The organism is Frankia sp. Allo2 (assembly GCF_000733325.1).
GTDB classification, from domain to species: domain Bacteria; phylum Actinomycetota; class Actinomycetes; order Frankiales; family Frankiaceae; genus Frankia; species Frankia casuarinae.
This window is the reverse complement of record NZ_JPHT01000046.1, coordinates 3,075-28,540: the sequence shown is the minus strand read 5'-3', so window position 1 is coordinate 28,540 and position 25,466 is coordinate 3,075. Positions and strand designations below refer to the sequence as shown.

General features: G+C 68.7%; 24 protein-coding genes and 4 pseudogenes. 13 read left to right on the top strand and 15 right to left on the bottom strand.

Annotated features, from left to right (window positions below; all coding sequences use genetic code 11):
• Nucleotides 1-335 (top strand): transposase (locus tag ALLO2_RS20485; protein ID WP_157493479.1); only part of this gene is annotated, 335 nt, incomplete at its 5' end.
• Here the strand turns inward: ALLO2_RS20485 and ALLO2_RS20480 are convergent.
• The 5 genes from ALLO2_RS20480 to ALLO2_RS20460 form a co-directional block, all read right to left on the bottom strand.
• Nucleotides 329-1,204 carry an S-4TM family putative pore-forming effector gene (locus ALLO2_RS20480; protein WP_198031053.1) on the bottom strand — a complete coding sequence of 292 codons (876 nt, stop codon included), beginning with the start codon at nucleotides 1,202-1,204 and terminating at the stop codon, nucleotides 329-331. The genes ALLO2_RS20485 and ALLO2_RS20480 overlap by 7 nt on opposite strands.
• The gene (locus ALLO2_RS20475; RefSeq protein WP_035734231.1) at nucleotides 1,201-2,067 is read right to left on the bottom strand and encodes a CBASS oligonucleotide cyclase; all 867 of its coding nucleotides are present in this window, start codon (nucleotides 2,065-2,067) and stop codon (nucleotides 1,201-1,203) included. The genes ALLO2_RS20480 and ALLO2_RS20475 overlap by 4 nt, the downstream gene beginning before the upstream one ends.
• A gap of 23 nt (nucleotides 2,068-2,090) precedes the next feature.
• On the bottom strand, nucleotides 2,091-2,594 hold the full coding sequence (locus ALLO2_RS20470; protein WP_023842206.1) for a hypothetical protein: 504 nt from the start codon (nucleotides 2,592-2,594) through the stop codon (nucleotides 2,091-2,093).
• Nucleotides 2,591-3,007: a hypothetical protein gene (locus ALLO2_RS20465; RefSeq protein WP_198031052.1), complete on the bottom strand. Its 417-nt coding sequence runs from the start codon at nucleotides 3,005-3,007 to the stop codon at nucleotides 2,591-2,593. Before ALLO2_RS20465 ends, ALLO2_RS20470 begins: the two co-directional genes overlap by 4 nt.
• 46 nt (nucleotides 3,008-3,053) lie before the next feature.
• A complete protein-coding gene (locus ALLO2_RS20460; protein WP_035734229.1) occupies nucleotides 3,054-3,959 on the bottom strand; it encodes an AAA family ATPase in 906 nt (301 codons plus the stop codon).
• A gap of 245 nt (nucleotides 3,960-4,204) precedes the next feature.
• On the opposite strand from ALLO2_RS20460, the gene ALLO2_RS20455 reads away from it, so the two are divergent.
• Complete coding sequence (locus ALLO2_RS20455; protein WP_035734227.1) at nucleotides 4,205-5,320, top strand: ImmA/IrrE family metallo-endopeptidase; 1,116 nt, start codon at nucleotides 4,205-4,207, stop codon at nucleotides 5,318-5,320.
• Nucleotides 5,321-7,004: 1,684 nt separating this feature from the next.
• Here ALLO2_RS20455 and ALLO2_RS20445 read toward each other — a convergent pair.
• Nucleotides 7,005-7,424: a hypothetical protein gene (locus tag ALLO2_RS20445; protein ID WP_023841996.1), complete on the bottom strand. Its 420-nt coding sequence runs from the start codon at nucleotides 7,422-7,424 to the stop codon at nucleotides 7,005-7,007.
• Nucleotides 7,425-7,554: 130 nt separating this feature from the next.
• A complete protein-coding gene (locus ALLO2_RS20440; protein ID WP_023841995.1) occupies nucleotides 7,555-7,947 on the bottom strand; it encodes a hypothetical protein in 393 nt (130 codons plus the stop codon).
• A 439-nt stretch (nucleotides 7,948-8,386) separates the two neighbouring features.
• On the opposite strand from ALLO2_RS20440, the gene ALLO2_RS20435 reads away from it, so the two are divergent.
• Nucleotides 8,387-8,758 (top strand): DUF6166 domain-containing protein, encoded by a 372-nt coding sequence (locus ALLO2_RS20435; RefSeq protein ID WP_070982670.1) that lies wholly within the window; start codon nucleotides 8,387-8,389, stop codon nucleotides 8,756-8,758.
• Nucleotides 8,759-9,380: 622 nt separating this feature from the next.
• Here ALLO2_RS20435 and ALLO2_RS27530 read toward each other — a convergent pair.
• The 3 genes and pseudogenes from ALLO2_RS27530 to ALLO2_RS20425 form a co-directional block, all read right to left on the bottom strand.
• Nucleotides 9,381-9,593 (bottom strand): annotated as a pseudogene (locus tag ALLO2_RS27530) (DnaB-like helicase C-terminal domain-containing protein); the annotation flags it as partial.
• A 189-nt stretch (nucleotides 9,594-9,782) separates the two neighbouring features.
• A pseudogene (locus ALLO2_RS27525) lies at nucleotides 9,783-10,193 on the bottom strand (phospholipase D-like domain-containing protein); the annotation flags it as partial.
• A 130-nt stretch (nucleotides 10,194-10,323) separates the two neighbouring features.
• Complete coding sequence (locus ALLO2_RS20425; RefSeq protein ID WP_023841991.1) at nucleotides 10,324-11,493, bottom strand: methyltransferase domain-containing protein; 1,170 nt, start codon at nucleotides 11,491-11,493, stop codon at nucleotides 10,324-10,326.
• Between the two features lie 241 nt (nucleotides 11,494-11,734).
• Between ALLO2_RS20425 and ALLO2_RS20420 the strand changes: the two genes are divergently transcribed.
• A complete protein-coding gene (locus tag ALLO2_RS20420) occupies nucleotides 11,735-13,234 on the top strand; it encodes an Eco57I restriction-modification methylase domain-containing protein (protein ID WP_051875475.1) in 1,500 nt (499 codons plus the stop codon).
• Entirely contained in the window at nucleotides 13,231-14,172 is a 942-nt protein-coding gene (locus ALLO2_RS20415; RefSeq protein WP_035734221.1) for a BsuBI/PstI family type II restriction endonuclease, read from the top strand. The genes ALLO2_RS20420 and ALLO2_RS20415 overlap by 4 nt, the downstream gene beginning before the upstream one ends.
• 189 nt (nucleotides 14,173-14,361) lie before the next feature.
• Here the strand turns inward: ALLO2_RS20415 and ALLO2_RS20410 are convergent, their stop codons facing one another.
• The 3 genes from ALLO2_RS20410 to ALLO2_RS20400 all read right to left on the bottom strand — a co-directional run bounded on the left by ALLO2_RS20410 (nucleotide 14,362) and on the right by ALLO2_RS20400 (nucleotide 16,501).
• Nucleotides 14,362-15,141 (bottom strand): aminoglycoside 6-adenylyltransferase, encoded by a 780-nt coding sequence (locus ALLO2_RS20410; RefSeq protein ID WP_023841987.1) that lies wholly within the window; start codon nucleotides 15,139-15,141, stop codon nucleotides 14,362-14,364.
• A 291-nt stretch (nucleotides 15,142-15,432) separates the two neighbouring features.
• Nucleotides 15,433-15,645 carry a DUF397 domain-containing protein gene (locus tag ALLO2_RS20405; protein WP_023841986.1) on the bottom strand — a complete coding sequence of 71 codons (213 nt, stop codon included), beginning with the start codon at nucleotides 15,643-15,645 and terminating at the stop codon, nucleotides 15,433-15,435.
• A 4-nt stretch (nucleotides 15,646-15,649) separates the two neighbouring features.
• The gene (locus ALLO2_RS20400) at nucleotides 15,650-16,501 is read right to left on the bottom strand and encodes a helix-turn-helix transcriptional regulator (protein ID WP_035734240.1); all 852 of its coding nucleotides are present in this window, start codon (nucleotides 16,499-16,501) and stop codon (nucleotides 15,650-15,652) included.
• Nucleotides 16,502-16,772: 271 nt separating this feature from the next.
• Here ALLO2_RS20400 and ALLO2_RS20395 point away from each other — a divergent pair, with 271 nt between their 5' ends.
• Nucleotides 16,773-17,852: an NAD-dependent epimerase/dehydratase family protein gene (locus ALLO2_RS20395; RefSeq protein WP_023841984.1), complete on the top strand. Its 1,080-nt coding sequence runs from the start codon at nucleotides 16,773-16,775 to the stop codon at nucleotides 17,850-17,852.
• Here ALLO2_RS20395 and ALLO2_RS23620 read toward each other — a convergent pair.
• The gene (locus ALLO2_RS23620; protein ID WP_023841983.1) at nucleotides 17,818-19,377 is read right to left on the bottom strand and encodes a helix-turn-helix transcriptional regulator; all 1,560 of its coding nucleotides are present in this window, start codon (nucleotides 19,375-19,377) and stop codon (nucleotides 17,818-17,820) included. The two genes, ALLO2_RS20395 and ALLO2_RS23620, sit on opposite strands and share 35 nt — an antisense overlap.
• A 295-nt stretch (nucleotides 19,378-19,672) precedes the next feature.
• Between ALLO2_RS23620 and ALLO2_RS20385 the strand changes: the two are divergent.
• The 4 genes and pseudogenes from ALLO2_RS20385 to ALLO2_RS20370 form a co-directional block, all read left to right on the top strand.
• A pseudogene (locus ALLO2_RS20385) lies at nucleotides 19,673-20,596 on the top strand (phosphotransferase).
• Nucleotides 20,593-21,252 (top strand): bifunctional 2-polyprenyl-6-hydroxyphenol methylase/3-demethylubiquinol 3-O-methyltransferase UbiG, encoded by a 660-nt coding sequence (locus tag ALLO2_RS20380; protein ID WP_023841981.1) that lies wholly within the window; start codon nucleotides 20,593-20,595, stop codon nucleotides 21,250-21,252. Before ALLO2_RS20385 ends, ALLO2_RS20380 begins: the two are co-directional and overlap by 4 nt.
• 121 nt (nucleotides 21,253-21,373) lie before the next feature.
• Nucleotides 21,374-22,078 carry an ATP-binding protein gene (locus ALLO2_RS23615; protein WP_023841980.1) on the top strand — a complete coding sequence of 235 codons (705 nt, stop codon included), beginning with the start codon at nucleotides 21,374-21,376 and terminating at the stop codon, nucleotides 22,076-22,078.
• 109 nt (nucleotides 22,079-22,187) lie between these two features.
• Nucleotides 22,188-22,400 (top strand): annotated as a pseudogene (locus ALLO2_RS20370) (SAM-dependent methyltransferase); the annotation flags it as partial.
• Between the two features lie 80 nt (nucleotides 22,401-22,480).
• Here ALLO2_RS20370 and ALLO2_RS20365 read toward each other — a convergent pair.
• Nucleotides 22,481-22,687 (bottom strand): hypothetical protein, encoded by a 207-nt coding sequence (locus ALLO2_RS20365; protein WP_023841978.1) that lies wholly within the window; start codon nucleotides 22,685-22,687, stop codon nucleotides 22,481-22,483.
• 625 nt (nucleotides 22,688-23,312) lie between these two features.
• Here ALLO2_RS20365 and ALLO2_RS20355 point away from each other — a divergent pair.
• From ALLO2_RS20355 to ALLO2_RS20345, 3 genes are all read left to right on the top strand, one after another.
• Nucleotides 23,313-23,609, top strand: a complete 297-nt coding sequence (locus ALLO2_RS20355) for a hypothetical protein (protein ID WP_023841976.1) — start codon at nucleotides 23,313-23,315, stop codon at nucleotides 23,607-23,609.
• Complete coding sequence (locus ALLO2_RS20350; RefSeq protein WP_023841975.1) at nucleotides 23,609-23,944, top strand: hypothetical protein; 336 nt, start codon at nucleotides 23,609-23,611, stop codon at nucleotides 23,942-23,944. Before ALLO2_RS20355 ends, ALLO2_RS20350 begins: the two co-directional genes overlap by 1 nt.
• 765 nt (nucleotides 23,945-24,709) lie before the next feature.
• Nucleotides 24,710-25,466: helix-turn-helix domain-containing protein (locus ALLO2_RS20345; protein WP_232235226.1), on the top strand; the 757-nt coding region annotated here is incomplete at its 3' end.

The window sequence follows — 25,466 nt, the reverse complement described above, 5'->3', positions numbered from 1 at the left end:
CCCGGACGATCCCGAGCACTGTCACGGTCCACGTCCTGACGAGCCTCACCCTCGACGCGGTCACACCCGCTGATCTCGCGGGCTACGCCCGAGGGCATTGGACGATCGAGAACAAGGTCCACTGGGTGCGCGATGTGACGTTCCGTGAGGATGCCTCGCGGGTTCGGACCGGCCCACTGCCCCGCATCATGACCACNCTCCGTAACCTGATCATCGGGCTGATTCGCCTCGCTGNCCATAACCGCATCGCCCNGACCATCCGCAGAATCCGACACGACAACGCCCTGCTCCTGGCCATCCTCACTCTCGACAACCCCGCTGACCTGCATCAATGACTTTGCGGGTCACCCTGGGTGTCCAGGCGGGTACGCAGGACGCCGTCCTGCACATCGCGGGCCGCGTTCCGTAGGCGGTGCCATTCGGTTTCGGGAACGGGCCCGGGGCATCCGTCACGCAGTTCGGCGTAGACAATCTTCGCGAGTCGGGTGCGTTCGCCGGCTACATTCCGTTGGCCCGACCAGATCTCGTAGGCCATTTGGTAGGCCGCCAGGGATGGGGCGAAAAAGCTAAGGAGGACGCCGAGAAATGTCGCCTTCGGAGCGACGAGGCCGACGATCACGCCGACAGCGGTCCAGAGAATCGCTGCGGTAGCGATGAAGTAACTATAGCGGTAGCGCAGGCGAGCGTCCCAGGCGAGGTTCTGTTCCTGCGCTATGAGGACGTCGTAAGGGTGGTGGACGTCGTTCGTGGGATCGTACCAGCCAGCGGTGATGCGCTTGTCCTTCGCACCACCTCGGCGGAGTTTGCGTGCCAGACGGCGGACGTCGGGTTCCGCGATTGGCTCGCCCGCGACCGTGGCGCGCCATGGAAGGTGAAACAGGGCGATGTCGAACATCTCCTGGAGCAGGGCGCCCTGGCGGGCGGTGTTCCCGGCGAGGCCCTTGAGCAAGAAGGCGGAAACGACGAACCAGAAGAACCCGACTATCGAGACGACAGTCCGACCGTGTCCGATGAGCGTAATCAGGACACCCGCAGTCGCGAGCACGACGGCTGCGCTGACACGTACAGCTTCCAGGCGTTGGCCGCGCTGGTGGCTTGCCGCCGCGGCGCGCTGGATGAGCATCATGTCGTCGTCGAATTGCCGCTCGTGGATGGCCCGAGGCGGTATCCCTTGGACGCCTCCGGGATCGGTCGAGAGGTTCATGGCCTAGTCATCCGGTCACCGAACAGCTTCTTCCACTGGTCGTAGGCGGCGCGTTCCTGGCCCTCGTCTTCTAGGTCGACCGCCGTCTCCGCGATGCGGCGAGCCCGGTCGAGTGCGTTCGCCGCAGCGAGTTTCTCGGTCGTGTTCATGACGGCGTTGACGTCTCCGCCCAGGCCGGCGGGGTCGGGCCACACGTCGCCGATGCGCTCGGCGGCGGTGCCCAGGAACAGCACGATCTCGTCCTGGTAGCGCCCGATCGGCNGTTTCACCAGGGACTGGGCCATGACCTCCAGTAGGAAGGAGGGCGACACGGGCTCGCCAAGCTCGCGGTTAATGCCCTTGATCATCTTGACAAGGGGCACGTAGTTGCCGCCACAGTCGGCGTTCTTGGCGATGCTCAGCTCGTGGTGGCGCTTGGGGTTGGTCGCGATCCAGTCGCCTGCTGAGGGGTTGGGGATGTAGTAGCCGCCGCCATTTCGCTTGAACGAGGGGACCACGTCGATCGACATGACCTCGTCGTTGGGGCCGTAGGGAATGACGACGGCCATGCCGTCGCGGGCAGCGGCGCTCCATTTCCGGCGGATAAGGGTCTCCAGGGCGTTGATGACCTCGATAGGTGCCTGGTCTCGGAAGCCGGCCTGGGGACCGTGGGCGTCGATGACGACAAAGATGTCGATGTCCTTGAGGCGCTTGGTCTTGGTATCACGCCGGTAGCTGCCGGTGAGGAAGTCGTCGGCGAGGGCCCAGTGTGTCCGGACGAAGTCGCGGATGGCCTCGTGCCGTGCCTTTGCCAGGTTCTGCTCGGTCTGGGTGATCTCCAGGTTGTGCCTGAGTTTGACGAATGCGTCGTCGACGTACCCCATGGGGCGTGTTCCTGCTCTCGGTGTCAGCTGAAGTAGTACCGCATGCCAGTCGAGGCGCGCGGGGCGGAGCCAAGCGTGCCGAAGGTGATGCTTTGCAGGCCGTCGGTGCTCGCACGCTGGCCGGGGCCCCACCCTGGCTGCGGGGTGTGGGGCGCGTTGAAGGTGCAGATCAACCGATGGGTGGTGCCCGTTGGCACCCGGTCGAACTTGGCGCGGAACCGTGCGGCGCGGGCTCGGGATGCGGTGAACTCGGCATTGCCGTTCCCGCCTGCGGTGTAGGACACCGGAAACTCGATCACCGGTGCGACTGTGCCCGACGGCTGGTGACACTCAAGGACGACCGTGTCGAGCGAGCCCTCCTCGATCCACGCTTTGATCGCGTCCTCGTTCTGCTTCCAGTCACGGCCGAACAAGGTCGTGTCGATTTTCAGGTCAGCGAGGATGTCGGTGATGGTGCCGAGAATGATGTCGGTCAGGTGCGTTGCGGTGTGGGCGCGGGTGTAGTTGTAGGTGATCGTGGAGGTCATCGTGCGGCCACGTCCCACCGAAGAGCTTCGAGGTCAACAAGCGGTCCGGCGTTCTCCGACTGCGCCTCCGACGGCGGGACGGCCGTGGATAGCCGAGGGTGCCTGTCCGCTGCGGCACTCACCTGCTGCTGAAGCGGGGTCGGAGACGGAAGGTAGATCGTGAATTCGGTGGCGCCTGCCGCGCCGGGAACGGCGTTGAGGTTCTCCTCCGCCGTCAGCGCCGCCGTGCCGGACACCGTCGTGATTTCGCAGTGCACCTTTCCGGCCACCAGTATGATCGCGTGCTTGTTCAGGTGACCTGCCGCGATCAGCATCCGCCCGACGGCCTCGGCGGCTGCCATCGCCTCCAACGCCTCGTCTCGAGACAGGGCGGGAGCCTGAGCCACGGTGTCCGCGACCAGGTTTGTGATCACTGTCCAGGTTCCGCTCGCGCTGCGGACAGGAGAGGCCGCCACCTCCCTAGAGCGCCGCACGGGACGCCTCCGGTCGGTCCGTGCCCGCGAGGGCGTCGCGGATCGCGGCCTCCAAGTCGTCCTCGGTCAACCTGCCGGGGTCCAGCACGGTGTCCAGCCGCTGAGCCAGCGCTTCGAAGACCGCCTTCCGCGCACGGCGGCCGTCCAGGCCCTGAGCCAGTTGCGCGACACGGTCCAGTACGGCCGAGCGTGCCAGTTCCCCCAGAGGCGGGTACTTGTGGGNGNGCGTGAACAACGTCGAGGCGAGGATCTCCCGTAGCGCCTGCGGCTCGGGGNGCGGGNCGAGGATGGCGGCGTCGGAGCGGGAGAGGAACGCCTCGTCCAAGGCCGCGGTGAAGTTGCTGGTCGCGACGAAGAACAGGTGCGCGTGCATCGCGGCGTTGAGATCCAGGGCAGTGAGCACCGCGTCGGTGGCGCGGTGGACGTCAGCCGGGTTCGCGGCCAGCGACGCTGCCGATCGCGCGACCGCCATCGACTCGACCTCGTCGAGGATCACCACGGTCGGCATGCCGTCAGACGCGAGCGCCGGCACGTACTCGCCGAGCAGTTCGCTGACCCGCTGCTGCGACTGTCCGTGTTCGGCGCTCATGAGCCCATGCGGGTTGATCTCGATCCGTCGGACCTTGCGTCCCGGGATGTACCCGGCGATCTGCGCCGGCAGGCCCCGGGCAAGGGTGGTCTTGCCGGTACCCGGCGGGCCGTACAGCGTGCACAACCCGTGCAACGCGGTCACCGCGAACGGCAGGTCACGGCGCATGAGCAGCGACAACAGAGCCTGGTTACGGAGCCGCTCCTTGATCGTCGCTGGCACCACGATGGCCTCCCACAACGCGGACTCAGACGAGTCGGCGGCGACCACCTCGTCCGACAGCACACACTCCTGAACCTTCACCGGCTCAGCTCCAGATCTCTGCGCAGGGTTGGTTACCTCAGATATGAACATCATCTTCTCTACGACCGGTAGAGTACACGACGGCACGGGTGTCCAGTTCGGCACACACCACCCAGGCGTGTCATGCTGGAGCCGAGCCGATATGACCGGCGAGTAACCGAGGTCTGCCTAAGGCGCGAGTGGAGCACCAAGATCGAGAGCTGTGCGCTGATCGGCCGACGTCGACTGACGCGGAGACACCCGAGGTGAACGACCCGCAACTGAACCACGGAGACATCGCGGCTCTGTTCGATCGCACCAGGCTGCGGATGGCACGAGAACTCCGCGGGCTCACCCAGGTACAGCTGGCTCGGGACGCCGGCTCCGTGACGGCCGCCTCGGTCAGCCAGTTCGAGAACGGGCACACCAGGCCCGCCGCTTCCACGCTTGGCCGGCTCGCAGTCGCGTTGCGGGTACCGCCGTCGTTCTTCGCTGCGCCGACCCGTCCCCCTGCCCACGAACAGGCCGACGGGTTCTTCCGCAGCCTTCGATCGACCTCGCCCCGAGATCGCCAACAGGCGCTCGCCTACGTGCATCTCGCGCGTGAACTCACGCTGGAGCTCGACAAGCACGTGGCGCTGCCTGATCTCGATCTGCCACGCGTCATATTCGACGAAGAACGGCCACCTGATTCCGCCGACATCGAGCAGACGGCGGCCCACGTCCGTCATCACTGGGGCGTCGCACGTGGCCCAGTTCAAAATGTTGTACGACTACTAGAGGCAAACGGAATTGTTGTCGTGCGTTTTCGCGTCAGCATCGAGAAAGTCGATGCGTTCTGCGTCGACTTCCCTGACAGGCCCGTTGTCGCTCTCGGTTCGGACAAAGGTCTGCGGGACCGCTCCCGCTTCGATGCCGCCCACGAACTAGGCCACCTGGTCTTGCACGGCGCCACCGGACCGACAGGCGAGAAGGCCACTGAGCGCCAAGCCCACGAGTTCGCGGCCGCGTTTCTTATGCCAGCCGATGACATCAAGTCCGAGCTTCCAGACTCGCTCGACTGGCCTGCCTTTATGCGCCTGAAGACAAAATGGCACGTATCGCTAGCTGCGCTCCTGGTCAGAGCTAAGACACTCGGTGTTATGAATGAACACACCTACGCGCAGGGTTGGAAAACCCTGTCTGCCCGAGGATGGCGGAGAGTGGAGCCAGGTCCCCTCGGGAATCCTGAGGCTCCGGTACTCCTACAACGCGCACTGGAACTTATGGATACGACTGGTGTCTCGTTCGCCGAGTTCATCAATCGCTCCGGACTCCCAGAATCGGATGTCCGGATTCTCNTTAGTCGAGATTTCGGGGAACGTCCCCGCGTGGAGTTCTAGAATTCCTTCGCTATAGGACGGTGTCGCTCTGCAGTCTGCCCGCGACGGCGTAGAGGACAGGGGCGGTTGCAGTCCCCGGGTACTCCAACGCGCCCCGGCCAGCCGGCGCGAGCTGTCGCGGCCACCAGGGCCGCGCAGAGCGTGCACCAGGGGGNGATGACGCCCGTTGGATGGCCACCCCACTCACTCATTGACTTCAGCGCTGTGGGCTGAATCGTCGTTCATACCCGTCTGACTCCGGTTCAGCGGGCCGCCTGGCGCTGCTGCTCTCGCGAGGGCCGAGGCCTTGCGGGTCCAGCCAGTCCGGCTGTCAGCGGACCTGACCGAGCAGGCGATGGTGCGGCGGAGTGCCTGGCGAAGGTGGCCGCAGCCGCAGCTGCGGCGCGGGCCTGCTCATGCTGGCCGGCCGCCTCGCGCCAGACGACGATGGCGGCGGCCAGGTCAGCGAGGGCGGCGAGTAGCCGCAGCCAGTCGGCGTCGCGGTCGTCGTGGTGGAGGCGGCCGAGGCCGTTCAGGTCGCGGGCGGCCGCGCGTAGTGCCCGGGAGAGTGGTGTCGCCGGTGCGGGCCGGTGCCAGGGGGTGCGGCCGGCGCGGGTGAGCTGTTCGGCGGCGGTGGTGAGCGGGCCGGGGCGGCCGTGCTCGCCGGCGCGGGCGGCGGCGGCTGCCAGGGCGCCGGCAGCCGCCGCAGCCGCCGGGTCGGGCGGGCTGTCGGTGGCGTCGGTCGCAGCCTTCGCCGCGGCAGCGAGCGCGCGCCGCTGGGCGCGGCCCGGGAACGCCACGCCCAGCTGCCTGATGGCCGCCGGCTCCGGGCCGCCCGGGTCCGGGGCGCCGGGGGTTTCGGCCCAGCNGGCGCGTAGCTGGGGAAGGGTGAGGTGCTGCGCGAGCCGGCCGCCGCCGTACCAGACCGGCTTGCCTTCGGCGGTGAGATCGCCGGGCAGGGCGACCGCGTAGCCGGTGACGGTCTTGGGGTCAACGCTGCTGTACCGCAGCCGGACCTCCACCCCGGCCTTGCGCAGCGCGGCGAAGAACTCCCCCTCGCCGGCCGCGCTGGTCGCCGCGGCCTCGACCGAGCGGCGCAGCGTGACGCGGGCGGGTATGGCCGAGCCGGCGCGGGCGGCTTTCTCGGTCTCCGCGCGGGTCGGCTGCCGGTCGCCGGTCCGGTTGCGTGGCGCGGTGGTGCGCAGGCCGTAGCGGGCCTCGGCGGCGCGGCAGGCCTCGCCGACCCGGTAGTAGTCGCCGCGGGCCGCGACGGCTCGCCCGTCGAGGCCGACGAGGAACGCGGCGATGTGGATGTGGTCGTCGGCGTGCCGCACGGCCACCCAGCGGCAGCCGGTACCGAGCTCGTCGACGAGCCCAGCGCGGGTCACCATGTCGGTGGCGATCTGCGACCACTCGTCGCCGGTAAGACGGCGGTCTTCGGGGGCAGCACGGACCGAGACATGCCAGACCGGCTTGGCTTGTTTGCGGCTGCCGGTGAGCAGGTCCAGATCGGTCAGCCGTTCGCCGAGCTCGGAGACGTCACGTCGGCCGTTTGGGCGGGTGGGCGGTTCGAGGAACGCGGAGGACTCCGGGCCGCCGGCGTAGCTGGCGACCACATGCGGATCGGTGTGCTCGTTGGCCTGGCCCGGGCCGAACAGGTACCGCAGCAGCCGGCCGGCCCCACGGCCGCGCTGCACCTTCGCGATCACCGGCGGCGGTACTCGGCGACCAGGACATCGACCCGGCGGGCCACGACATTCGTCAGCTCGACCGCCTCCGCCAGACCCGCCGGCATCGGACCGCCCCGACTGCGATGCCACAGCTTGACCGACTGGTTGACGAGGTTCCCGTACTGACGCAGCAGGACGCTGGCATCCACCCACGCCTCCAGCAGCGCCCGATCCACACCCACCACCGCCGGCATCGGCACCACCACCGGCGCCGGGTCGGCCTGGTCCGCCAGGCGCAGGCCCGCCTCGACGAGGTAGCCACCGAGACGCAGCCCGACTCGGGCAGCCGCCGCCTCCAGCTTTTCCCGCTCGTCTGGCGTCATCCTCGCGCTGGCCTTGTCGGTGCGGACCTGCGCCGCATGGCGCCGCCACCGACCCGTCGCCCGCTCACCCATCCCCGGCCTCCAGCCGCGTTCTGACCGTGCACGGTCGGAACGATCGACCTCGGGCTCCGCGTTCCGACAAGTCGGACGAAACGGAGAAGTCGGACTTCTACGCCTAACTTGCTCCCCGCACGCCAGTCGATCAAGATGCTGGCGGCGGGGTCGTGGCTCCAACTCGGAATGTACGTCCCAGCGCAGAGGCCCACTCGTCCGCGGCACCGTAGTCATCGGGTCTCGGCCGGCTCTCGGGCCACAGGCGGTCGCGGATCTGACGAACCCGCAGCGCATGCTCACGAGCAAACCGGTCGCCGCCAGGGGACCGCGCGGCGGCGTTGTCGAGCGCGGCGGCCAGGCCGTCGAGAAGCGCGACCGCGTCCAGAATTTCTGCGTGCAGCGGCGCCGCCGAACCGCGGACCCTCGGCGCATGCTCTCGTGAGGCGACTGCTTGACGCGCCGCGCGGAGCCCCAGGTGCGCGTAGGTCAAAGCAACAGCGGCGATAAGGACGACCACGACATCGAGCACGATCCAGGCCATCCCTCGATGCTGGCGACCAGTCGTCCACCCGTCAGCCGGTTCGGCCCTCCGCTTACGTCCGTAGGCGTGATCAGTCGTGTCAAGTCACCGATCCGTCCGTGCCGGCGCACGCCTCGACAATCGCTTCGACGATGGCGCAGAGGCGGTTAACCGTGCGTCAAGGCCACAGAAGCCAGCCAACGGATCGGACGGCGCGTTGGGTGCGAGGCGGGACGAGCCGTCACGATTGGCGCTCAACTGTCCGAATTTGGATACATGACGCAGGCAGTCCGCTACTGTGTGATCCCGTCGACGCGCGGGGGTGGAGATGGGCTACCAGGAACGGACCTACCACGGCCTTCAAGGGCGCGCCGCAAGGCCGACCGTCTCCCGTGTGACCGGACGCTGGGCGCGACGAGGCGCACTCGCTGAGGACTCAGACGAGTGGCACCCGAGCCGAGTGCTCGTCGAAGTGCCGGCGAGCGGTCCCACAGCGCGCGAGAAGACCGAGGTGCTGCGCCTGCTGTCCCCGCCCGAGGAGTGTGACTTCGGCTGGGGCTACAACGGCCACGGCACCAGCCATACGGCGGCGGCGGTGCTCGCCGACGCGCTCGACGTCGATATCGAGACCATCGCGTTCGTGGGCTCGCGGCCCGACGAGACCCTGGCGGACCTCCGCGAGGATTTCTGCGCCGAGGTGCTGACCGACCTGTGCGACGAGTGGCGACTCAACCGGCGCGCGATTCTGCGCTGGACTGTCGGCTGGTACGCCAAGTACGGCCTGACGAAGGCGCCGCCGATCCTGATCGACCCCGAGTGGACAGGCGAGTAGGTCACAGGAAACGAGACGGAGACTCACGTGGCTTACGTGATTCGTCACAACCCTTCGCTCATCCTTGGCACCTGGCCCGGGTGCGACCCCGAGAATCGTCTCCAAAACGGCTTCCAGACCCATACGGTTCCTACCTACTGGGTGCTGTCCGGCCCAGGCAGCCAAACGAGTCGCACCTACTGCCGGGCTTGCGCCACGCCGGCCATCCTTGCGGCGATCAAGCTCGAAGACATGCGGCCCGAGTACCAGCCGAGAGGATAGGACTCCGATGGTCCCCCAGCGGCCTCTTGCCCTTGCAGCGCCGCGCTGTGCAGCTCACCCACTCTGCGGCCGCATCACCGAGGCACTGCCCAGCTCAGAGCCCGCCGTGGCGCCACCGCCATATCCGGCGCATCGCCCGAGGCTCGATGCCCGGGGGGAACTCCAGCACCGGCAGCACTCCGCCAAGTCATTCACGGCGACATGCACCAACGTGGTGCCCACCCCAACTCCGGCTCCCGACCGGTTCGCACCCGGACAGGTTGCCCAAACCGCGACGAACCGCCATCGCCGCTTTCATTTCATGTCGACGAAGCGGCTGTAGTTCCCTTGGAAGGCGACCGTGATCGTGCCGGTCGGGCCGGTGCTTGATGGAAGCCGAGCGGGCAATGTCGAGACACAGCATCGACTTCCCCAGGGCCGGCCGGCCGCCGATGACGATGACCTGCCCGGGATGCAGGCCGTTCGTCAGCTCGTCGAGATCCGCAAAGCCGGTCGGGACGCCGATCAGCGTGCCGTCGCGGGCTTCGATGGCCTCGATCTCCTCAAGGGCGGGATTGATCAGGTCGCCAAGCGGCTGGGCTGGTGGCAGCTTCGGCGTGCCGGTGACCCGGGTCGTGGCCCGCGCGACCCGCGGTGCGTTGAGCACGACCTGGTCGAGAGTCGTCTCGGTGATCCGCCGGGCCGGCCGGTCGGTGTCTGCCCACGCCCGGATCGCGGCGAGCACCTCCCCGCAGGGAGCGTCCGGCGTGACCCGGGTGTCCAGCACGATCGCGGACTCGTGGTTGCCGCGTAGCCCGGAAAGGGTCAGGTTCGCCGACCCCACCAGCGCCGTCTGCGTGCCGTCGGTCCGGCGGACGTAGTAGCTCTTGGCGTGCATCATCGCCCGGTCGTCGTCGACGAGTACCAGCGTCGCCCGTGTGCCGTGCGGCTCGAACAACCGGGTGAAGGCGGCGAGGTCGCCAGCCGTGACCTGGTCCTCCCGGGCACCGGTGACCAGGTGGGCCTCCCCACCCCGCTCCAGTAGCGCTGCCAGTTGCGGCTCGATCAGCTTCAGGCCGTGCCCGGTCAGGTAGCCGGTCCGCGCGGCGAAGACTTGCGCCTGGTCGAGCTCGGCGAGCAGCCACTGCTCGACGGTGTGATCAGGCCCGCCGACAGCGGTGTCGAGATAGCGCATAGGAAAGGCCCTTTGTCCGCGATGGGTGATGATCGCCACCGTAGACGCCCGGTCCGACAGCGCCTACCTGCTTGTCCCGACAAGTCGGGAACGCTCGGCATGCGGCCCGCGCCCGACCGGTGCCCGCGGGTCAGATGTCATGTCCCGGTGGATCTGCCGCGCGGATCGTCGCGCGCCAGGTGCCTCGAGCGAGGATGATCGCGCCGTCGGGCAGGATCAGAGCGTTCGCGCCGATCCACGGGGCCATGCCGAGGCGTAGCCAGTCGTCGCGGACCCGATCGAGGAGGTCCCACAGCCTGCGCGGGCCGCCCTGGTGGACGAGCGGCCGGTTGGCGCCGACGGCGGTGGCTCTGGCCCATGACCCGTCGGGATGGGCCAGCAGCGCAGTGTGCTGCCCGTCGGGGTCGGGCCGCAGGTAGTGGTGGGTGACGTCGACGCCGGCGGCGAGCGCGAGCATGGTCGACAGCTCCCAGGCGTCCGCGACGTTCAGGACTGGGTACCGGCCGGGGCCGACATGTTCACCTTCGCGGTTTGCGAGCTCGTCGAAGTCGGCCCAGGGCGGCGGATAGTCGGGGCCGCTACGGGTGGCCATGAAACCGGCCCAGTCTCTGGCGACCCGGCCGCGGACCTCCCCGTCCGGGTTCTTCCAGGCGGTGAGGACTATCCAGGTGCCGTGGATGGTGGTCACGAACCGGCCAGTCGGGCGCAATGCGGCGAGCCAGGACGGGGGGATCCACCGGACCGAGACCGTCGACACGAGCCGGTCGTAGCTGCCCGGTAGCTGCCCCGTCGCGTCGACTGTCTCCGCCGCCGGCTGGAGGCCGATCGCGGCGAGCCTGCTGGCCGCTGTGTCGACAAGGTAGGAGTCGACGTCGATCGTGGTCACGTGCCGCTCCCCGTAGCGGGTGGCGAGCAGCGCGGTGCCGTAGCCCGAGCCGGTGCCGACGTCGGCGATGTCGAGACCGTCGGCGAGCTGGGCGTGCTGGTACATCGAGAGCAGCAGCGATGGCTGTGTCGATGACGACGTCGGCCGGCCGACGGGCGCCCCGGCGTCCGGGCCGCTGTGGTCCGCGTGGGCCGGCCCGACCCGGGTCACGAGCGACCGGTCCGCGTAGGCATCGGCGAGCGGGCCGTGGTGCAGTCGCCACCCGGCGCCGTCCCGTTCCCACCATGCCGGCACGAAGTGGTGGCGGGGGACCGCGGCGACGACTGGGTACCAGCGGGAGCCGGGGTGGGTGGCGATATCGGCTAGCGCGCGGGCATGCGGCTGCCAGTGGTCCGTGTTCGTGGTCGTGTTCATGGCTGCCCGANCCTTCCCGCGACAGGCTCAGGCGCCAGCGCCGTCGCCCCGCGTCGGCGCGGCCTGCGCACGGTCCGTGGGCCCGTCAGCGGTGCTTCTCTGCGTCCGTCGCTCACGCCGCCGCTCCGCTACCGTGGGACAGAGAGTGTTGGTCCAGCCTTCGAGACCACGGCATGGGCGCATCTTGTGACCATGGCTGGTCGCGGTGGCCCCGCATGCCGCGTACGGCAGGATGAGCATCATGCAGAGCGACCTCCTCGACCTCGCGGAACGCAATCGGGTGTCGGCCTTGGCGGTCCTCGACCCCAAGACGCAGGAGACGCTTGGTCAGTTCTTCACCCCAGCTCGGGCAGCGTCACTGATCGCGAGCATGCCGCGGCTTCCCGATGAAGGCAGCATCAAGATCCTAGATCCCGGCGCAGGGTCGGGGATGCTGTCGGCCGCGCTCGTCGCTCGGGTGCTGGCTGAGCGGCCGAACCTGGCGGTTCACGTGGTCGCCGTCGAGTGCGACGAGGGCGTGGTGCCTCAGCTCTCGAACACCCTCGAAGCGTGCAAGATCGCAGGCGATGGGCGGGTGACGGTCGAGCTGGTTCAGGCCGACTTCATCGCGGCCTCGACCGGACTTGATGCGGATGAGCGACTTGCCGGGTTCGACCTGGTGATTCAGAACCCCCCCTACGCAAAGCTGGCCGCCTCCTCGGCCTCCCGCACAGCCGTCCGGGAGGCCGGAGCGGACGCACCGAATCTCTACGCCGCCTTCCTCGCACTCGCGGCGCGAGCACTCCGCGACGGCGGACAGCTGGTCGCGATCACGCCGCGGTCGTTCGCTAATGGGCCCTACTTCGGGACCTTCCGCTCATATCTACTCAACCAGATCGCGCTCGACCGGGTGCACGTATTCGCGTCCCGGTCAACCGTCTTCGCGGACACCGGCGTGCTACAGGAGAACGTGATCATATCCGGCACCAAGAACGGTGATCGAGAGACCGTCCTCCTGTCGGCCAGTGATGGTCACGAGGATGACGCGCAGCATCGAGAAGTGGCATATGCCGACGTCGTGCATCCTGACGACCCTCAGAGGTTCGTCCGCATCGCCACCAACGACGAGGACACCGCCATAGCCGAACGGATGATGTCGCTACCACACACCCTTGCATCGCTCGGTGTGACCATATCTACCGGCAGGGTAGTCGACTTCCGATCACTTGAGTGCCTCCACCACAGCCACGTCGACCGTGGCGTACCGCTCGTTTACCCAGGCAACGTGCGCGACGGTCTCATCTCGTGGCCGCGGGACATTCGCAAGGCCCAGTGGTTTGCGCCGATCACTGAGAAGGACGAGCGCATGCTCGTTCCCGAGGGCTGGTACTGCGTCGTGAAGCGGTTCTCATCCAAGGAGGAGCGGCGCCGCATCGTGGCTGCCGTATGGTCCCCCGAGAGCGTCCCGGGCCCTGTCGCGTTCGAGAATCACGTCAACGTCTTTCACATCAAGGGCGGGGGGCTCGACCGCGACCTCGCTTTCGGCCTCTCGATGTGGCTCAACTCCTCGCGGGTCGACAAGTTCTTCCGAACCTTCTCCGGCCACACCCAGGTCAACGCCACCGACCTCCGGGCCATGCGATTTCCCGACAGCTGGTCACTCCGACACATGGGGCACCTTGCTCCGGAGGCGCNCCCGCCGNAAGACGATATCGACGTCATCGTGGCGCAGGCGTTGAGCCCAGCTGGGGCCGCCGCATGAGCACCAACAAGATCGAAGAGGCGAGCCGCGTCCTCGAAGCTCTCGGTATGGATGCGGAGCGGTCCAACGAACGATCCGCCCTCACTCTCCTGGCTCTACTTCGCCTCCGCCCGGACGAGCCGTGGTCAACTGCCGCCGACCCGATGCTCGGAACGCGCGCCATCATGGACTGGATGCGTAACGAGTACGGCCGGAACTACGCTGCCAACACACGTGAGACCATCCGGCGGTTCACTCTCCACCAGTTCGCCGCTGCCCTGCTGGTGCAGCAGAACCCAGACCAGCCAGACCGGCCGATCAACTCGCCGAAATGGAACTACCAGGTCACGCCGCAAGCGCTTGCCGTGATCCAGAAGTATGACACGCCAGAGTTTGACGACGCCGTCACGGACTACCTCGCGACTGTGCCAGGGCTGAAAGCGCAGTATGCGGCTGCCAGAGAGATGAACCGCATCCCCGTGACGCTCCCGCATGGCGAGCCTTTTACGCTCTCTCCTGGCGGGCAGAACGTTCTGATCAAGCAGATGGTAGAGGAGTTCTGCCCGCGGTTCACTCCCGGCGGCGAAGTGTTATACGTCGGTGACGCCGACGCCAAGTGGGCATACTTTGAAGCCGACCGGCNCGCTGCCCTCGGCGTCGCTGTTGACGAGCACGGCAAGATGCCTGACCTGGTGGTCTACCTGCCGGGTCGAGACTGGCTCGTTCTGATGGAGGCCGCGTCGTCTCACGGACCGGTCGACGCCAAGCGCCACAGAGAACTTGCCTCGCTGTTCGCGGACGCCACACCCGGCCTGGTCTACGTCTCCTGCTTTCCCGATCGACGCGAGATGAAGAAATACCTTCATCAGATCGCCTGGGAGACCGAGGTTTGGTGCGCCGAGGACTCAACCCATCTGATCCACTTCAACGGCGAACGCTTTCTGGGCCCATACGACTAGCCGATGAGCCTCGGACGCTCGCCGCGTGCCCCAGATACGTGCAGTAGGTTCCCTGTGATCTTCCAATCGGTGTCGAGCTGTCAGCGGCTTCCCTGGCTGTATGTCAGTAGGCGCAGTGCTGATTTACCAGGTTCGGGTGGCAGTTCTGGCGTCGGCTCGGCGTGGCGTGATCGTGGACGTAGGACCTGATCAGGCACCGGTGATTTCGAGGTCCGGGCCTCGGGCGGTGCAATCGACATGGGTGAGCATGGCCAGGAGTGGTTCGTGACCACCAGTCAGTGCTTGGTCCCACTGGCCAACCAGCTCGTCGAGCATGTGGGTGTACGAGCGGATGGCCACGGTGATGCCGGTCACCGTGTAGGGCGCCGGAACGCCTGCGGCTCGCTGGGCCCAGGTGTCCCACTTCGCGTCGCCGTGACGATGGTGGTTGGTGCCGGCGTCGCGGTCGCGCAGCAGCATCGCGGCGACGAGGACGTGCCTGGCCAGCTGGAGCGTGAGGTGAGCACCGATGAGCATGTCTCCGCGGGCTGCCTTGACCGCGGCCAGGACCGCGTCGAACCGATAGCGGTTGACCAATGTCTCCATAGGGTCGCCCTCGGACGGCGGTGAGGTGGCCGTCTGGCCTTGCGGCTGGTCGCTGGCGGGCGTCCTGACGGTGATGTCCAGCCGTCGTAGGTCGCGGAAGACCAGGCGCGTCACGTGCTTGGTCGAGGCCTCGTTCTCGTCGCAGGCGAACAGCGGCGGCATCTCGCGGAGAAGGCGTTCGACGACTCCGTGAGCGACGCGCCGCGGGTCGTCGGTCACCACCACGAGGTCCAGATCAGACCAGCAGTCCAGATCTCGGGCCGGACCGGCCGCCGAACCGTGAACGTGAACGTCCCGGACCCGAGGATCCCGGCGGGCAAGATCCTCCAGCATCGGCAGAAGGTCCGCCTGCCAGCCGGCAGGTGGAAGTGGAACCTCGTGCACCGTTACGTCCTCCTCACAAGAAGCCGGTCGCGATGAGCCTGACTCTCGCCGCTACCAACGCGCCGGCGTACGACGGCTGGCTCCGTCCGGTTGTCGGCCAGCGCCTCGACGNCCNCCGNCCCACGNCCGCCCCCGCCGCAGCGCGCGTCGTGGGCTCCGTATGCCCGGCGAATCCACCGTCAGCCTGCTCCGAGCGCCGCGAGGCGGCCCACGTCTACCCCGATCGGCTTCCAGTTGCCGGCCAGTGGAAGATCCGCTTGAGAAGTGGAAGATCGTCGCGGGAGCCTACGGCTAGTGATCGAACTCGCCGTCGCGCACGCCCGCGACGAACGCTCGCCACTCAGCATCGCTGAAGAACAGGGCAGCGCCGTCAGGGTCCTTGCTGTCCCGGACAGCACGGCCGCCGTCGGGAAGGGCCGCCACCTCGACGCATTGGGTCTTGTCGCCGCTGTGCGTCGACTTCACCCACACCAAGCGCGAGCCGTCAGCGGTCAGGGGCGCCATGTCGTCATCGCCTTCTCTCGAGCTCTTCGGCAAGGTCAGCTATGACGGCGCACGACGCTGCGGGGCTTAGTGCCAGGGACGCGAGAGCATCGCGCGCCGCGGCGAACGGCGCGGTGTCGGCGACCTCGTCCACGAACGTGCCCGCGCCGCGGTGTTCCAGATGCACGACGGGGCGCGCCCGGTCGAACTCGAAGAGCACGAACGACCCGGTCGTGCCGGGATGGGCGCCGAGGTCGACGGGCAGAACCCGCAGCGTTATCGATGGTCGTGCCGCGACAGCGATCAGGTAGCGCAGCNGGGCGGCNAACACCGCCGCTCCACCGACGGGACGGCGTAGTACGCCCTCGTCGAGCAGCACCTGTAGCACGGGCGGATCAGAACGGCTCAGGATGGCCTGCCGCCCGAGCCGCGCCGCGACCCGACCCTCTGCGTCGTGGGGAGTAAGGCCCGCGCTGGCCATGACCCCGCGGATGTAGTCCGGGGTCTGGAGCAGCCCGGGGACCAACAGCATCTCGACGTTCGTGATTCGGTTCGCCTGGGACTCGAACCCGATCAGCGCGGTGAGGCCCGGGGGCAGTCCGGGCCCGCCGGACGCCCACCAGTCGGGCCGGTCAGCCTCGCGGGCCTGTTCGAGGAGCCGTTCACGGCCGGGGCCTGTGACTTTGTAAACGACGAGCAGCGAGGCGACGTCTTCGACGCTGATTCCGCGCAGCCCGTTCTCCAGCCGGCTAAGCGTGCTGGCCGACCAGCCCAGTCTCTCTGCGACGGCGCGGCTGGTCAGGTTGCGCGCGACGCGCAGATCCCGGAGTTCAGCGCCGAGCCCTCGTGCGCGGACGGATGGCGGTCGCCGAGGCATTTCGCTCCCCTCCTGGGTGCTCGTGGTCGGCTCACCGGCCGACGGCGTCGGCACGCTGGTGGGCAAAGGCGAGGTCCCCGAGCGACTCCAAACTGATGCCGAGCCGCGGACCGCTCTCGCGTCAGGACACCGGCCCCGCGAGCGCCTGGGAAGACTGCAACTGCCAGGGGCAGGCACCCCTGGCCGCAGCGGCGGCGCGGTAAGCGTGACGAGGCCCACCGGAAACGCAAAGGCATGGCGGACGGCGTGATCCGGCAGGCAGCATCTGGATATGCGTGTTCTGCTGCTCGGCGGTACCTGGTTTCTCGGTCGGGCGGCAGCGGGCGAGATCCTGGCGCGCGGCTGGGAGCTGACCGTCTTCACGCGCGGCCGGTCGGGCGCGGCGCCGGCGGGCGCGGTCGCTGTCACCGGGGACCGGACGAGCCCGGCTGACCTCGCCGCTCTCGCGAAACGCGGCCCCTGGGATGTCGTTATCGACACGTCGGCCACGGACATCGCGCCGCGGGACGTTCTCACCTCGGCCACGCTGCTCGAACCGGTGGCCGGTGCCTACGTCTTCGTGTCGACGGTCAACGTGTACCGGGATTGGCCAAACGAGCCGCTCGACGAAAGCTCGGAGCTGCTGGACGCCCCTGCCGACGCCGACGCCGACTTCGGCCGTCTCCCAGCGGGCTGGACGGGCCCGGACTGGTACTACGGGCGGCAGAAGGCCGGCGCGGAGAAGGCGGTCCGTGAGACCTTCGGGGACCGCAGGTCCGTGGTCTTACGGCCGGGCGTCATCCTGGGGCCGGGCGAATATGTCGGACGCCTGCCGTGGTGGCTCAGCCGGGCTGCCCGCGGCGGCATCATCCTGGGCCCGGGCGATCCGGCTCGCCGTATTCAGCCGGTCGACGTCCGCGATCTGGCGATGTTCGCCCTCGACCTGGCCGCCGCCGGGCAAAGCGGTAACTACAACGTCACCGCGCCGGGCGACGAGACCTTCGGCGACCTCCTGGACGCCTGCGTCGAGGTGACCGGCCGGCAGGGCGTCGTCGAGTGGGTCGCCGACGAGCTACTCCTGAGCGCCGGTGTGCGGCAGTGGACGGAGCTGCCGCTGTGGCGCACGAGCGCTGGTGTGTGGGCTGTCGACTCGTCAGCGGCGCGAGCCGCGGGCCTGTCGACGCGGCCGATCCGTGAGACCGTGCGCGACACCTGGCTGTGGATGCAGGCTGGCGGTCGTCCGGTGGAGCATCCTCGGTGGCGCGAGCACGGGATCTCCCCCGAGGCCGAGGCGGAGGTGCTGCGCTCGTCCCGGCTGCCGACGCCGCGGGAAGAGCTCAGCTCTCCGCCGTCGGCGCGGCAGGGCGGCTGAGGTCGGCCGGTGCGGGCGCCATCGCCGCCCAGTCCTCGATCGCGTCACCGTAGCCCCGCAGCGCCCCTGCCTGAGCGAGGTCCGGCGTAAGGAGCCGTAGGCGGACGGATTTCACTCGCTGCACCAGCCCATTGCCACGCCAGGAGACCGGGAGCGCCAGGACCGCGTCGAGCGCGGCGGCGGCCCCGTCGGCGTCGCGCTGGACGAGGCGAGCGTTCGCCAGGTCGGCTTGAGCCTGCGCGACGATCATCGGTGGACGTTGCTCGCCGGGGAGGTCCGTGTACCGGTCCAGGGCGGCCTGGGCATAGGTGCCGGCGGCTACGGCGTCGCCGAGGAGAAGGGCTGTCGAGGCGTTGCTCATGAGCGCCCGCTCGATGCTCATGCCGAATTCGCCGTCGACGTCGTGCAGGTCATCGTGCTCCGACGGATCGTCGAGCGCTTCCGCCTCGGCCATCGCTGCCCGCGCGTTGGCCGCGTCGCCCAGATGCCCCCAGGCGCGGGCGGCGATGACGGCGATCCGGCGGCGTCCCACCGTGCCGACGCCCGGCGCCTCCGCCGCGGCCAGGGCATGGCGTAGGCCCTCGGCCGGGCGGCCCTGCCAGTAGGCGACGTAGGCCAGGGTGCCGCGAGCGAACGCCTGCAACGGGCCGAACTCGATCGTCTGCCCGTAGAGCGCAGCGGTGCGGGCGAACTGCGCGGCGGGCCGCAACAGTGCCAGGTCGAAGCACGCGGAGCCGCAGAGCGCCGCAGCCTCCCCGGCGAGCAGGTAGAGGCGTGCGAGCTGGCGGGGCGCCTGCGTCCGTTCGAGCGACCTCTGCGCGGCTTCCAGCAGCGCCTGCGCCTGCTGATAGGCGTCGGGAAGCGTGACCGCGCCGTAGTTCGTCGCCAGATACCGAAGATCCTCGTCTAGCTGGTCGATCTTCAGGTCCGGGAGAGCGCGGGCCGCGGCTTCGGAGGCGTGCTCGGCGGCCTTCCGCGCCTTCATCTCCACGCCGCCTTCGGACAGCGCGGACAGGCCTGCTTCGTACACCGCATGGAGATCGTTCCTCCCTGCCACGACCTGGGGAGCGATCCGGGCCGGCCGGGCCGCGCCAGCGGTGGCCGAAGGCGGATCCGAGTCGACGATGACGACACGACCCGCGGCCACCGATGAGGCCGGCGGGTTCCACCCCATGATGTCGGCCTCGTCGCCGAGCGCCAACACCGGCTGGACCTCGCGGGGATCCACGATCAGATCGGGGTCGGCGCGCGGCGGGAGAAGGCCGAATCTGCGCGCCTTTCGCTCCCTATCAGCCTGCTCGCGTAGGGCGGTGACCCGGCCGCCGGCGTCCAACGCCCTGTCGAGCGCCTGAGCAAGGCCCTCCGAAGGGACGTTGTGGCCGTTGACGGCTTCGGCGATCTGCTGACGTCGGTAACCGATCTGCCGAGACAGCTCGCTGTTGTTGGTCCCCTTGCTCGCGATGAGCTGGCGCAGCAGGTTGGACAGCTCGGCGAGTGCGCCGTCCGGCTCTCCCTCGGCAGGCACGGCGCCCACCTCCCCGTCGTCACGCCACGCCGTCGATGCCCCCGCTGGGGGCAGTCAGCGCCCCTGCCTGTTGCGGCCTGTGCAGGAACTTGCGCCGAGTGTGTCATGGATGCGACGGAAGCGGCACCAGTGAGTACGAGATTGCTCGCAGGTGGTGCGCATCCTCTTCGCGAGGACGCCCTGTCGCGCCTCCGTTGGAACGAGGGCCAGCCATGCCCGGCATTCAGCCGGGCCTGCTGAGCCTCCCAGGTGGCGGCGTCTACTCGTTCGCCGGAGTGAAGGGTCGTCGATGGTGATGGATGAGTCCGAACCGTTGCTGGCCGCTCTCATGGTGGAGATGGCGGCGACGGGCCTGCCTGCGCGGACCTCGATCCGTGCGTGGGTGCTCTCGTCGGTCGAGCGGGTGAGTATCCCCGGGGGCGGGACCGCGATCTTCAAGCATGCGCGGGAGCCGTTCACCGGTGAAGCCGACGTCCTGCAGCATCTGCAGGCGCAGGGTCTCCCAATTCCGCGGATCCTGGCGGAGGTCCGCCGTGAGCATGACCTCGGGATGCTCCTGGAGGATCTCGGCGAGCCGGTGCGCGACGCGACGGAGGCGGACGGAGCCGCGGCCGCCGTGACGGTCCACGCGGGGACACCTCCGGCAGGGCTTACGACCCTCGACCGCGCCGCCCTGGCCGCTCTCCCCGGTCGGGCACGGGCGAGCTTGGACGTGCTGCGTGCCCGTGGCCGGTGGGTCGACGCGGCCGGTCTCGACAAGCTCCTCGAACGTCTCGCCGGCGTCGCCTTCGACCTGGCTGACGGCGCCGAGACCCCCCCGTTCGGGCTGTGCCATTCGGAGTTCCATCCGACGAGCGTGCACATCGGCCTATCAGGGTGGCGGCTGCTCGACTGGGCGCGGGCCTTCGTCGGCCCGGGCCTGCTCGATCTCNCCTCCNGGNNGGNANCCNCCGNCCCCGCCGATCTGACCGCCCTGCAACGCCTCATCCAGTCCTACATCCGCGCCGGCGGCACGCCCGAGGCCGCGACCCCACGGGCCGGGCTGCCGGCCGCGGCGTGGGCGATGGGCTGGCACCGCCTCTGGATCATCAGCTGGTACCTGGAGCAGGCGACCACATGGATCAACGACCCGTCACAGGACCCCTTTGTCGAGAGCGTCGTCCGGCGGCATTTGAACGAGGCGGCGCTGTTCCTGGGGGTGACTATGCCCTCGCCGTGAACGTGTCCTCATGGGACCGGCACGGCCGAGCCAAGATCGCCGCCGATGGGTTGAACACCCGGCCGGCGCGACACCGGTTCCGGTGGACACGGACTTGCGACGGCGACGCGGACCCTGGAGCCGAGCTTCTTGGCGAGGTGGCCGGGCGGCGGGTCATCGAGCTGGGTTGCGGCGCCGGCGACAACCTCGCCCACCTCGTCGAACGGGGCGCCCGCGGTGTGGGCCTGGACCCGGCGCGCAGCCAGATCCTCCGTGCCCGGGCCCGCTGGCCGGAGCCGCTGTTCCACCACGTCGACGCGGCCCGCTACCTGGCCAGCTGCGCGAAAGCGGACACGATCTTCAGCACCTACGGCGCGCTGGGCCTCTACCCGACCGCACCACTGCTCGCACTGATCTGCCAGGCGCTCCGGCTCGGTGGGCTGCTCGCGGCTTCCGCGCCGCTCGGCTCCGGCACAGACGTCGGCAGCCGATACACGGTGCGACTCTCGGACGGCGGAACCGCGCCGGTGATCCGTTTCGATCACACGCCCGACGGCTGGCGGGACCTGCTCACCGCCGCCGGGTTCGCAGACGTCGAGATCACGGTCGTCGAAGAGTCCGCCGCCCCGAACACCGTGATCCTGCGAGCCCGCCGCCCCGAACACCACCACCGCTAGGCCCTCCGCCCCGCGCACGGTCGCGGAGCCCTTGAACGGCCGCCCGACCCGGGGCCTGCACCGTCTTTCCCCGATGCCCCGGGCCGGGCGGTCCACCACCAGATGGAGAGGAAGGAGAACGATGCCGAGTGACCTGCCCTCGAAGGCTGTGCGCCCGGTCGCCGCCCGTGTCCCCGCGACGGCGGCCTCGGTGCCGCGCCTGCGTCGGGACGCCGTGCTGGTGCTGACTGCCTGGCAGGTCCCGCCCGGCACTATCGAGGCTGCCGCCCTGGCCGTCACCGAGCTCAGCGCCAACGCCATCACGGCCGGAACCGGCGATGACATCGCGATCCGACTCAGCGCCGCCCTCGACCACGTCCTGATCGAAATCTGGAACAACGGCACCACCGGTCAGCCCCAGCGCCAGCAGCCCACGGCCGACGACGAGCACGGTCGCGGCCTGCTTCTCGTCGACGCCCTCGCCGAGAACTGGGGGGCTTATGCCACGCCGTCCGGAGGAACGGTGGCCTGGGCGCGGATCGCTGGCGGCACCGTCGTGATCGAGCCTTCCCCGCACGAGGCGCCGCTGGCCGGCCGCGTACCCACCGCCTACCCGGAGCCCGCCCGGCCGGTCGTGTTCCGGACGGACGAGGAGACGCTGCGCCGCGTCGCCGACCGTCTCCGAGCCCTCGATACCTGGCACGACACCCCGGCCCTGTCCTCCGCCGGCCTGGTGCCCGTCTCCCCGACCCAGCCCTCGGCCGGCACCCGCGGCGCGGCGACCCCGCCACCCACACCGCGCACCGGGCGGGCCCCATTCGCAGCCCGCGCCGCCATCCCCTGCTGACGAGGAGCGGCACGTCATGCCCCCACTACCGCCCGACCCCGACGCGACCGGCAGCCCCTCCCTCCAGGCCCTCGTCAACGGCCTCGGCGACGTCGGATTCGTCGAGCCCGTGGATCTGAACACCGACCAGGCCCACCCGGCGCGGATGTACGACTACTACCTGGGCGGGAAGACCCACTTCCCGGCGGACCGTGAAGCCGCGGACAGGGCGCTGGCCGCGTTCCCGAACCTGCGGATCACCGCCCAGGAGAACAGGGCGTTCCTGCGCCGTGCCGNGGCGATGCTCGCCCGGATGGGCGTCACCCAGTTCCTCGACATCGGCGCGCACTAACTTCGCGAGGTACACCGAAAGATGTGACCTAGATCACTTCCTTAAGTGCAACGACTCGGCATGGCTGGGGTCTAGGGCTGCGGCTGGTTCTTGGCGGCTGCCGGTCGGTACTGCGTGATCCATGTCTCGACGTCGGCGGGTTGCCAGAGACGGACCGTACCTTGATCGATATGCGGTGCGGGGAAGTCTGGGCGGTGGGAAAGCTGGCGGGCACGCTCGGCCGTGATGCCGAGGCGTCGTCCAATATCGCCCGTCGTCCACAGGTCGTTCTCGCCCATGGGCTACAGCCTATTGGGGCACCCCAAGCATCTCGCTACTCTTGGGGTGCCCCAATAGGCGGCCCTGGCGGTGAGCTCCTACCCTCTCCGCCAGGGCCTTGATCTCGCACCCTCCTGGAAGGGAACGTGACCTATGCCCATGATCTCAGATGGTGAGTCTCGGCTGCCGGACAGCATGCGTTCGGATCTTAGTGTGGTGCTGATGGCGCATCCGGCGGAACCTCCGGCAGTCGAGATGCCGCCGGTCATACCGGGTTTCCAGGTCCGTCGGCCGGTACTCGTGTTTCCGGGCGGCATGCGGGTCTGTGTCGACGCTATGAGCACGGATCGTGAGGCGGCTACCTGGTGGGCCGATCTNGCGGTACAGGCTACGTATGCGTCCATCTGGCACGGCAACCGATCGGAAGACGAGCGAGAGATCACAAAGAGCGAGTAACGCAAGACCCGCGACCGTGCGGCGGCCGGTGACCTCGCCTGGGGTTGCCGGCCGTTCGCCGTTTCCGGCCTTCAACAACCTATACAAAGTTTGCGATGATGTAGGTACAGCAACGAAAGCGGCCCGACCGGTGCGGGAACACCGATCCGGGCCTGAGTCCCACAACCTGCCAGACCAGGAGCGGAACCTATGTTTACTATGCCAGATGATCCGGTGCGGCAGAGCGCCTACCTCGTTGATCAGTTGATTGTCAGGGTGCGTGAGGCGCTGGCATTGGTGGCGGCTGAGCTGGACGACGGTCCGCTTGCCGGTCCGCCCGGGAACCTCGTACCTCGCGCCGCGGCGTCGGCGCTGCGTGACCTGTCCGCGATGATCGGCGTCGTGACGAGTACGAACAGCCTCGCGGTCCTTGATGCGATGTGGTTCGGTCTGCTTGAGGCGTCGGACGGCGTGTCGGCTTGCCGCGCATCCGGCGAGGATGCGTGATGCCGGGGCTGGCGCGGGCGTTGAACTTCGTTCGTCAGGACGTCAGCGTGACCGAGCGGGATGATCAGCGAGCGGTGTTCGCTGCGGCATGCTCGGCACGGGCCTGGCAGGCCGGTGGGACGGTCTACCAGACCGCTGACAGGCTGCATGAGTGGGCGGCGGTCGTCCGGCTCGTCCACTCCGGCGCCTACGACCGGTTGGCCACCACTGAAGCGGGGCGGATGGCGGTACTGGGCATGCTGCGCCGCACGGGGATCCGCGTCCTTGCAGTATGTGACGGCGTGGATACGGGCGATCCGGTGGGCTGCGCTCTCGTCGACTCGCTGTTCACCTAAGAAATGATCAGGATCGGGTCGGGTGGCTGCAACGCCACCCGACCCGGTTTTTGATCTTTCACGGACCCCNGGCTGAGCTGATCTCCTCCGTCGGTCGGGCGGCTGCGCCCTACGTCGGGTTCTTCCGGCCGGGCAAGGGCGCCGACGGCCCGTACCATGCTGGGTGCGGCGCGTCCCTTGCCCGGCTGGGAGGTTCCGGCGTAGCCCCTCGGGGGTCCGGGCGGCGGAGGCGATCAGCGGACGTACGCGGCCCCTCCCCCTCCTCCAGAGTGAGGGCCGGGGTTTGGGGCGGAGCCCCAACAACCAGCAGCGGCACCGTCCTCGCGGACGTCGCGCGGCTCCTGGAGCACCGGCGCGGACCAGCGGCACTCTCACCGCCGATCGTCACGGACCCTCTGGCGGGGGGTCTGACGCTCCGACGCGCCGACGGGCCGACGCGCCCACGGGGCGACGCTCCGGCCGGGGTGCCGACCGGAGGGAGGCGGGACCCCGGCCGGGTGCGGCGATCCCGTAGGCGCGGCACGCACGGCGACGCGCGGCGCGTGCGCCAGGTCACACGCGGCGGCCGAAGGCCGCCCTTGAAAAAAGAAGGAAGAGAACATTGGCGACGATCTTTGTATGGTCTGTTTGTGCAGGTCGGTGAGTTGCGCTGTAGGTGCACGTACCCTGATTACGGGCACGTTCGGGGAGGGGTGCGGAGTGGTGGACGATCCGGGCGCTCGTCTTCGGGCTCTCCGGCTGCGGCGTGGCTTCTCTCAAGAGGGGTTGGCCGACGAGGCTGGGTTGAGCGTGTCGACGGTGCGGAAGATCGAGCAGGGTGGAAGCGCGCGGATCGAGACGCTGCGCACGTTGGCCCGTGCGCTGGATACGGAGACGTCGTCGCTGTTCGGGGCACGTTCACCTGGGCCAGTGACTGATGCAACGGAAGACGAGAAGCTGAATCTGCTGCCGCTACGCCAGGTTCTCACGCCTGCTGTCGGCCTCGTCGGCGTTTCGCGGTCACCGGTAGGTGGATCGGCACAGGAGTCGCAGTCTCGGCTTCGAGATGCGCTGTCAAACGCGATCAGGGTCTACCAGTCCGACGACTTCGGCGCTGTGGCTGCGATGCTGCCGGTGATGATCGAGGAAAGTCACGGGCTTGTCGATGGTGCGGAGAATGAGGGTGATCGTCGGGAGGCGGCGCGGCTGCGGGCGGAGATTTTCCAGGTCGCGGGCTGGTTTCTGACTCAGGTACGTCAATACGATCTTGCCTATGCGGCGATTCGTGACGCGATGCGGGATGCTCTCGATTCCGGGGATCGGCTGACGGCTGCGGCGGGTGCTATCTCACAGTCCTGGCTGTTTGTGCGTCAGGGGCGGTTCGATGACGCGGAGCGGCTTGCTCGCGAGACGGCGTCGCGGGTGGAGCCGCGCCTGTCGGTGGCGAGTGATGCGGAGCTGTCGGCGTGGGGATGGTTGTTGCTGCGTGGTTCGGCGGCGGCGGTGCGGAACAATCGAGTCGATGCGTCGGATGACTTTTTGT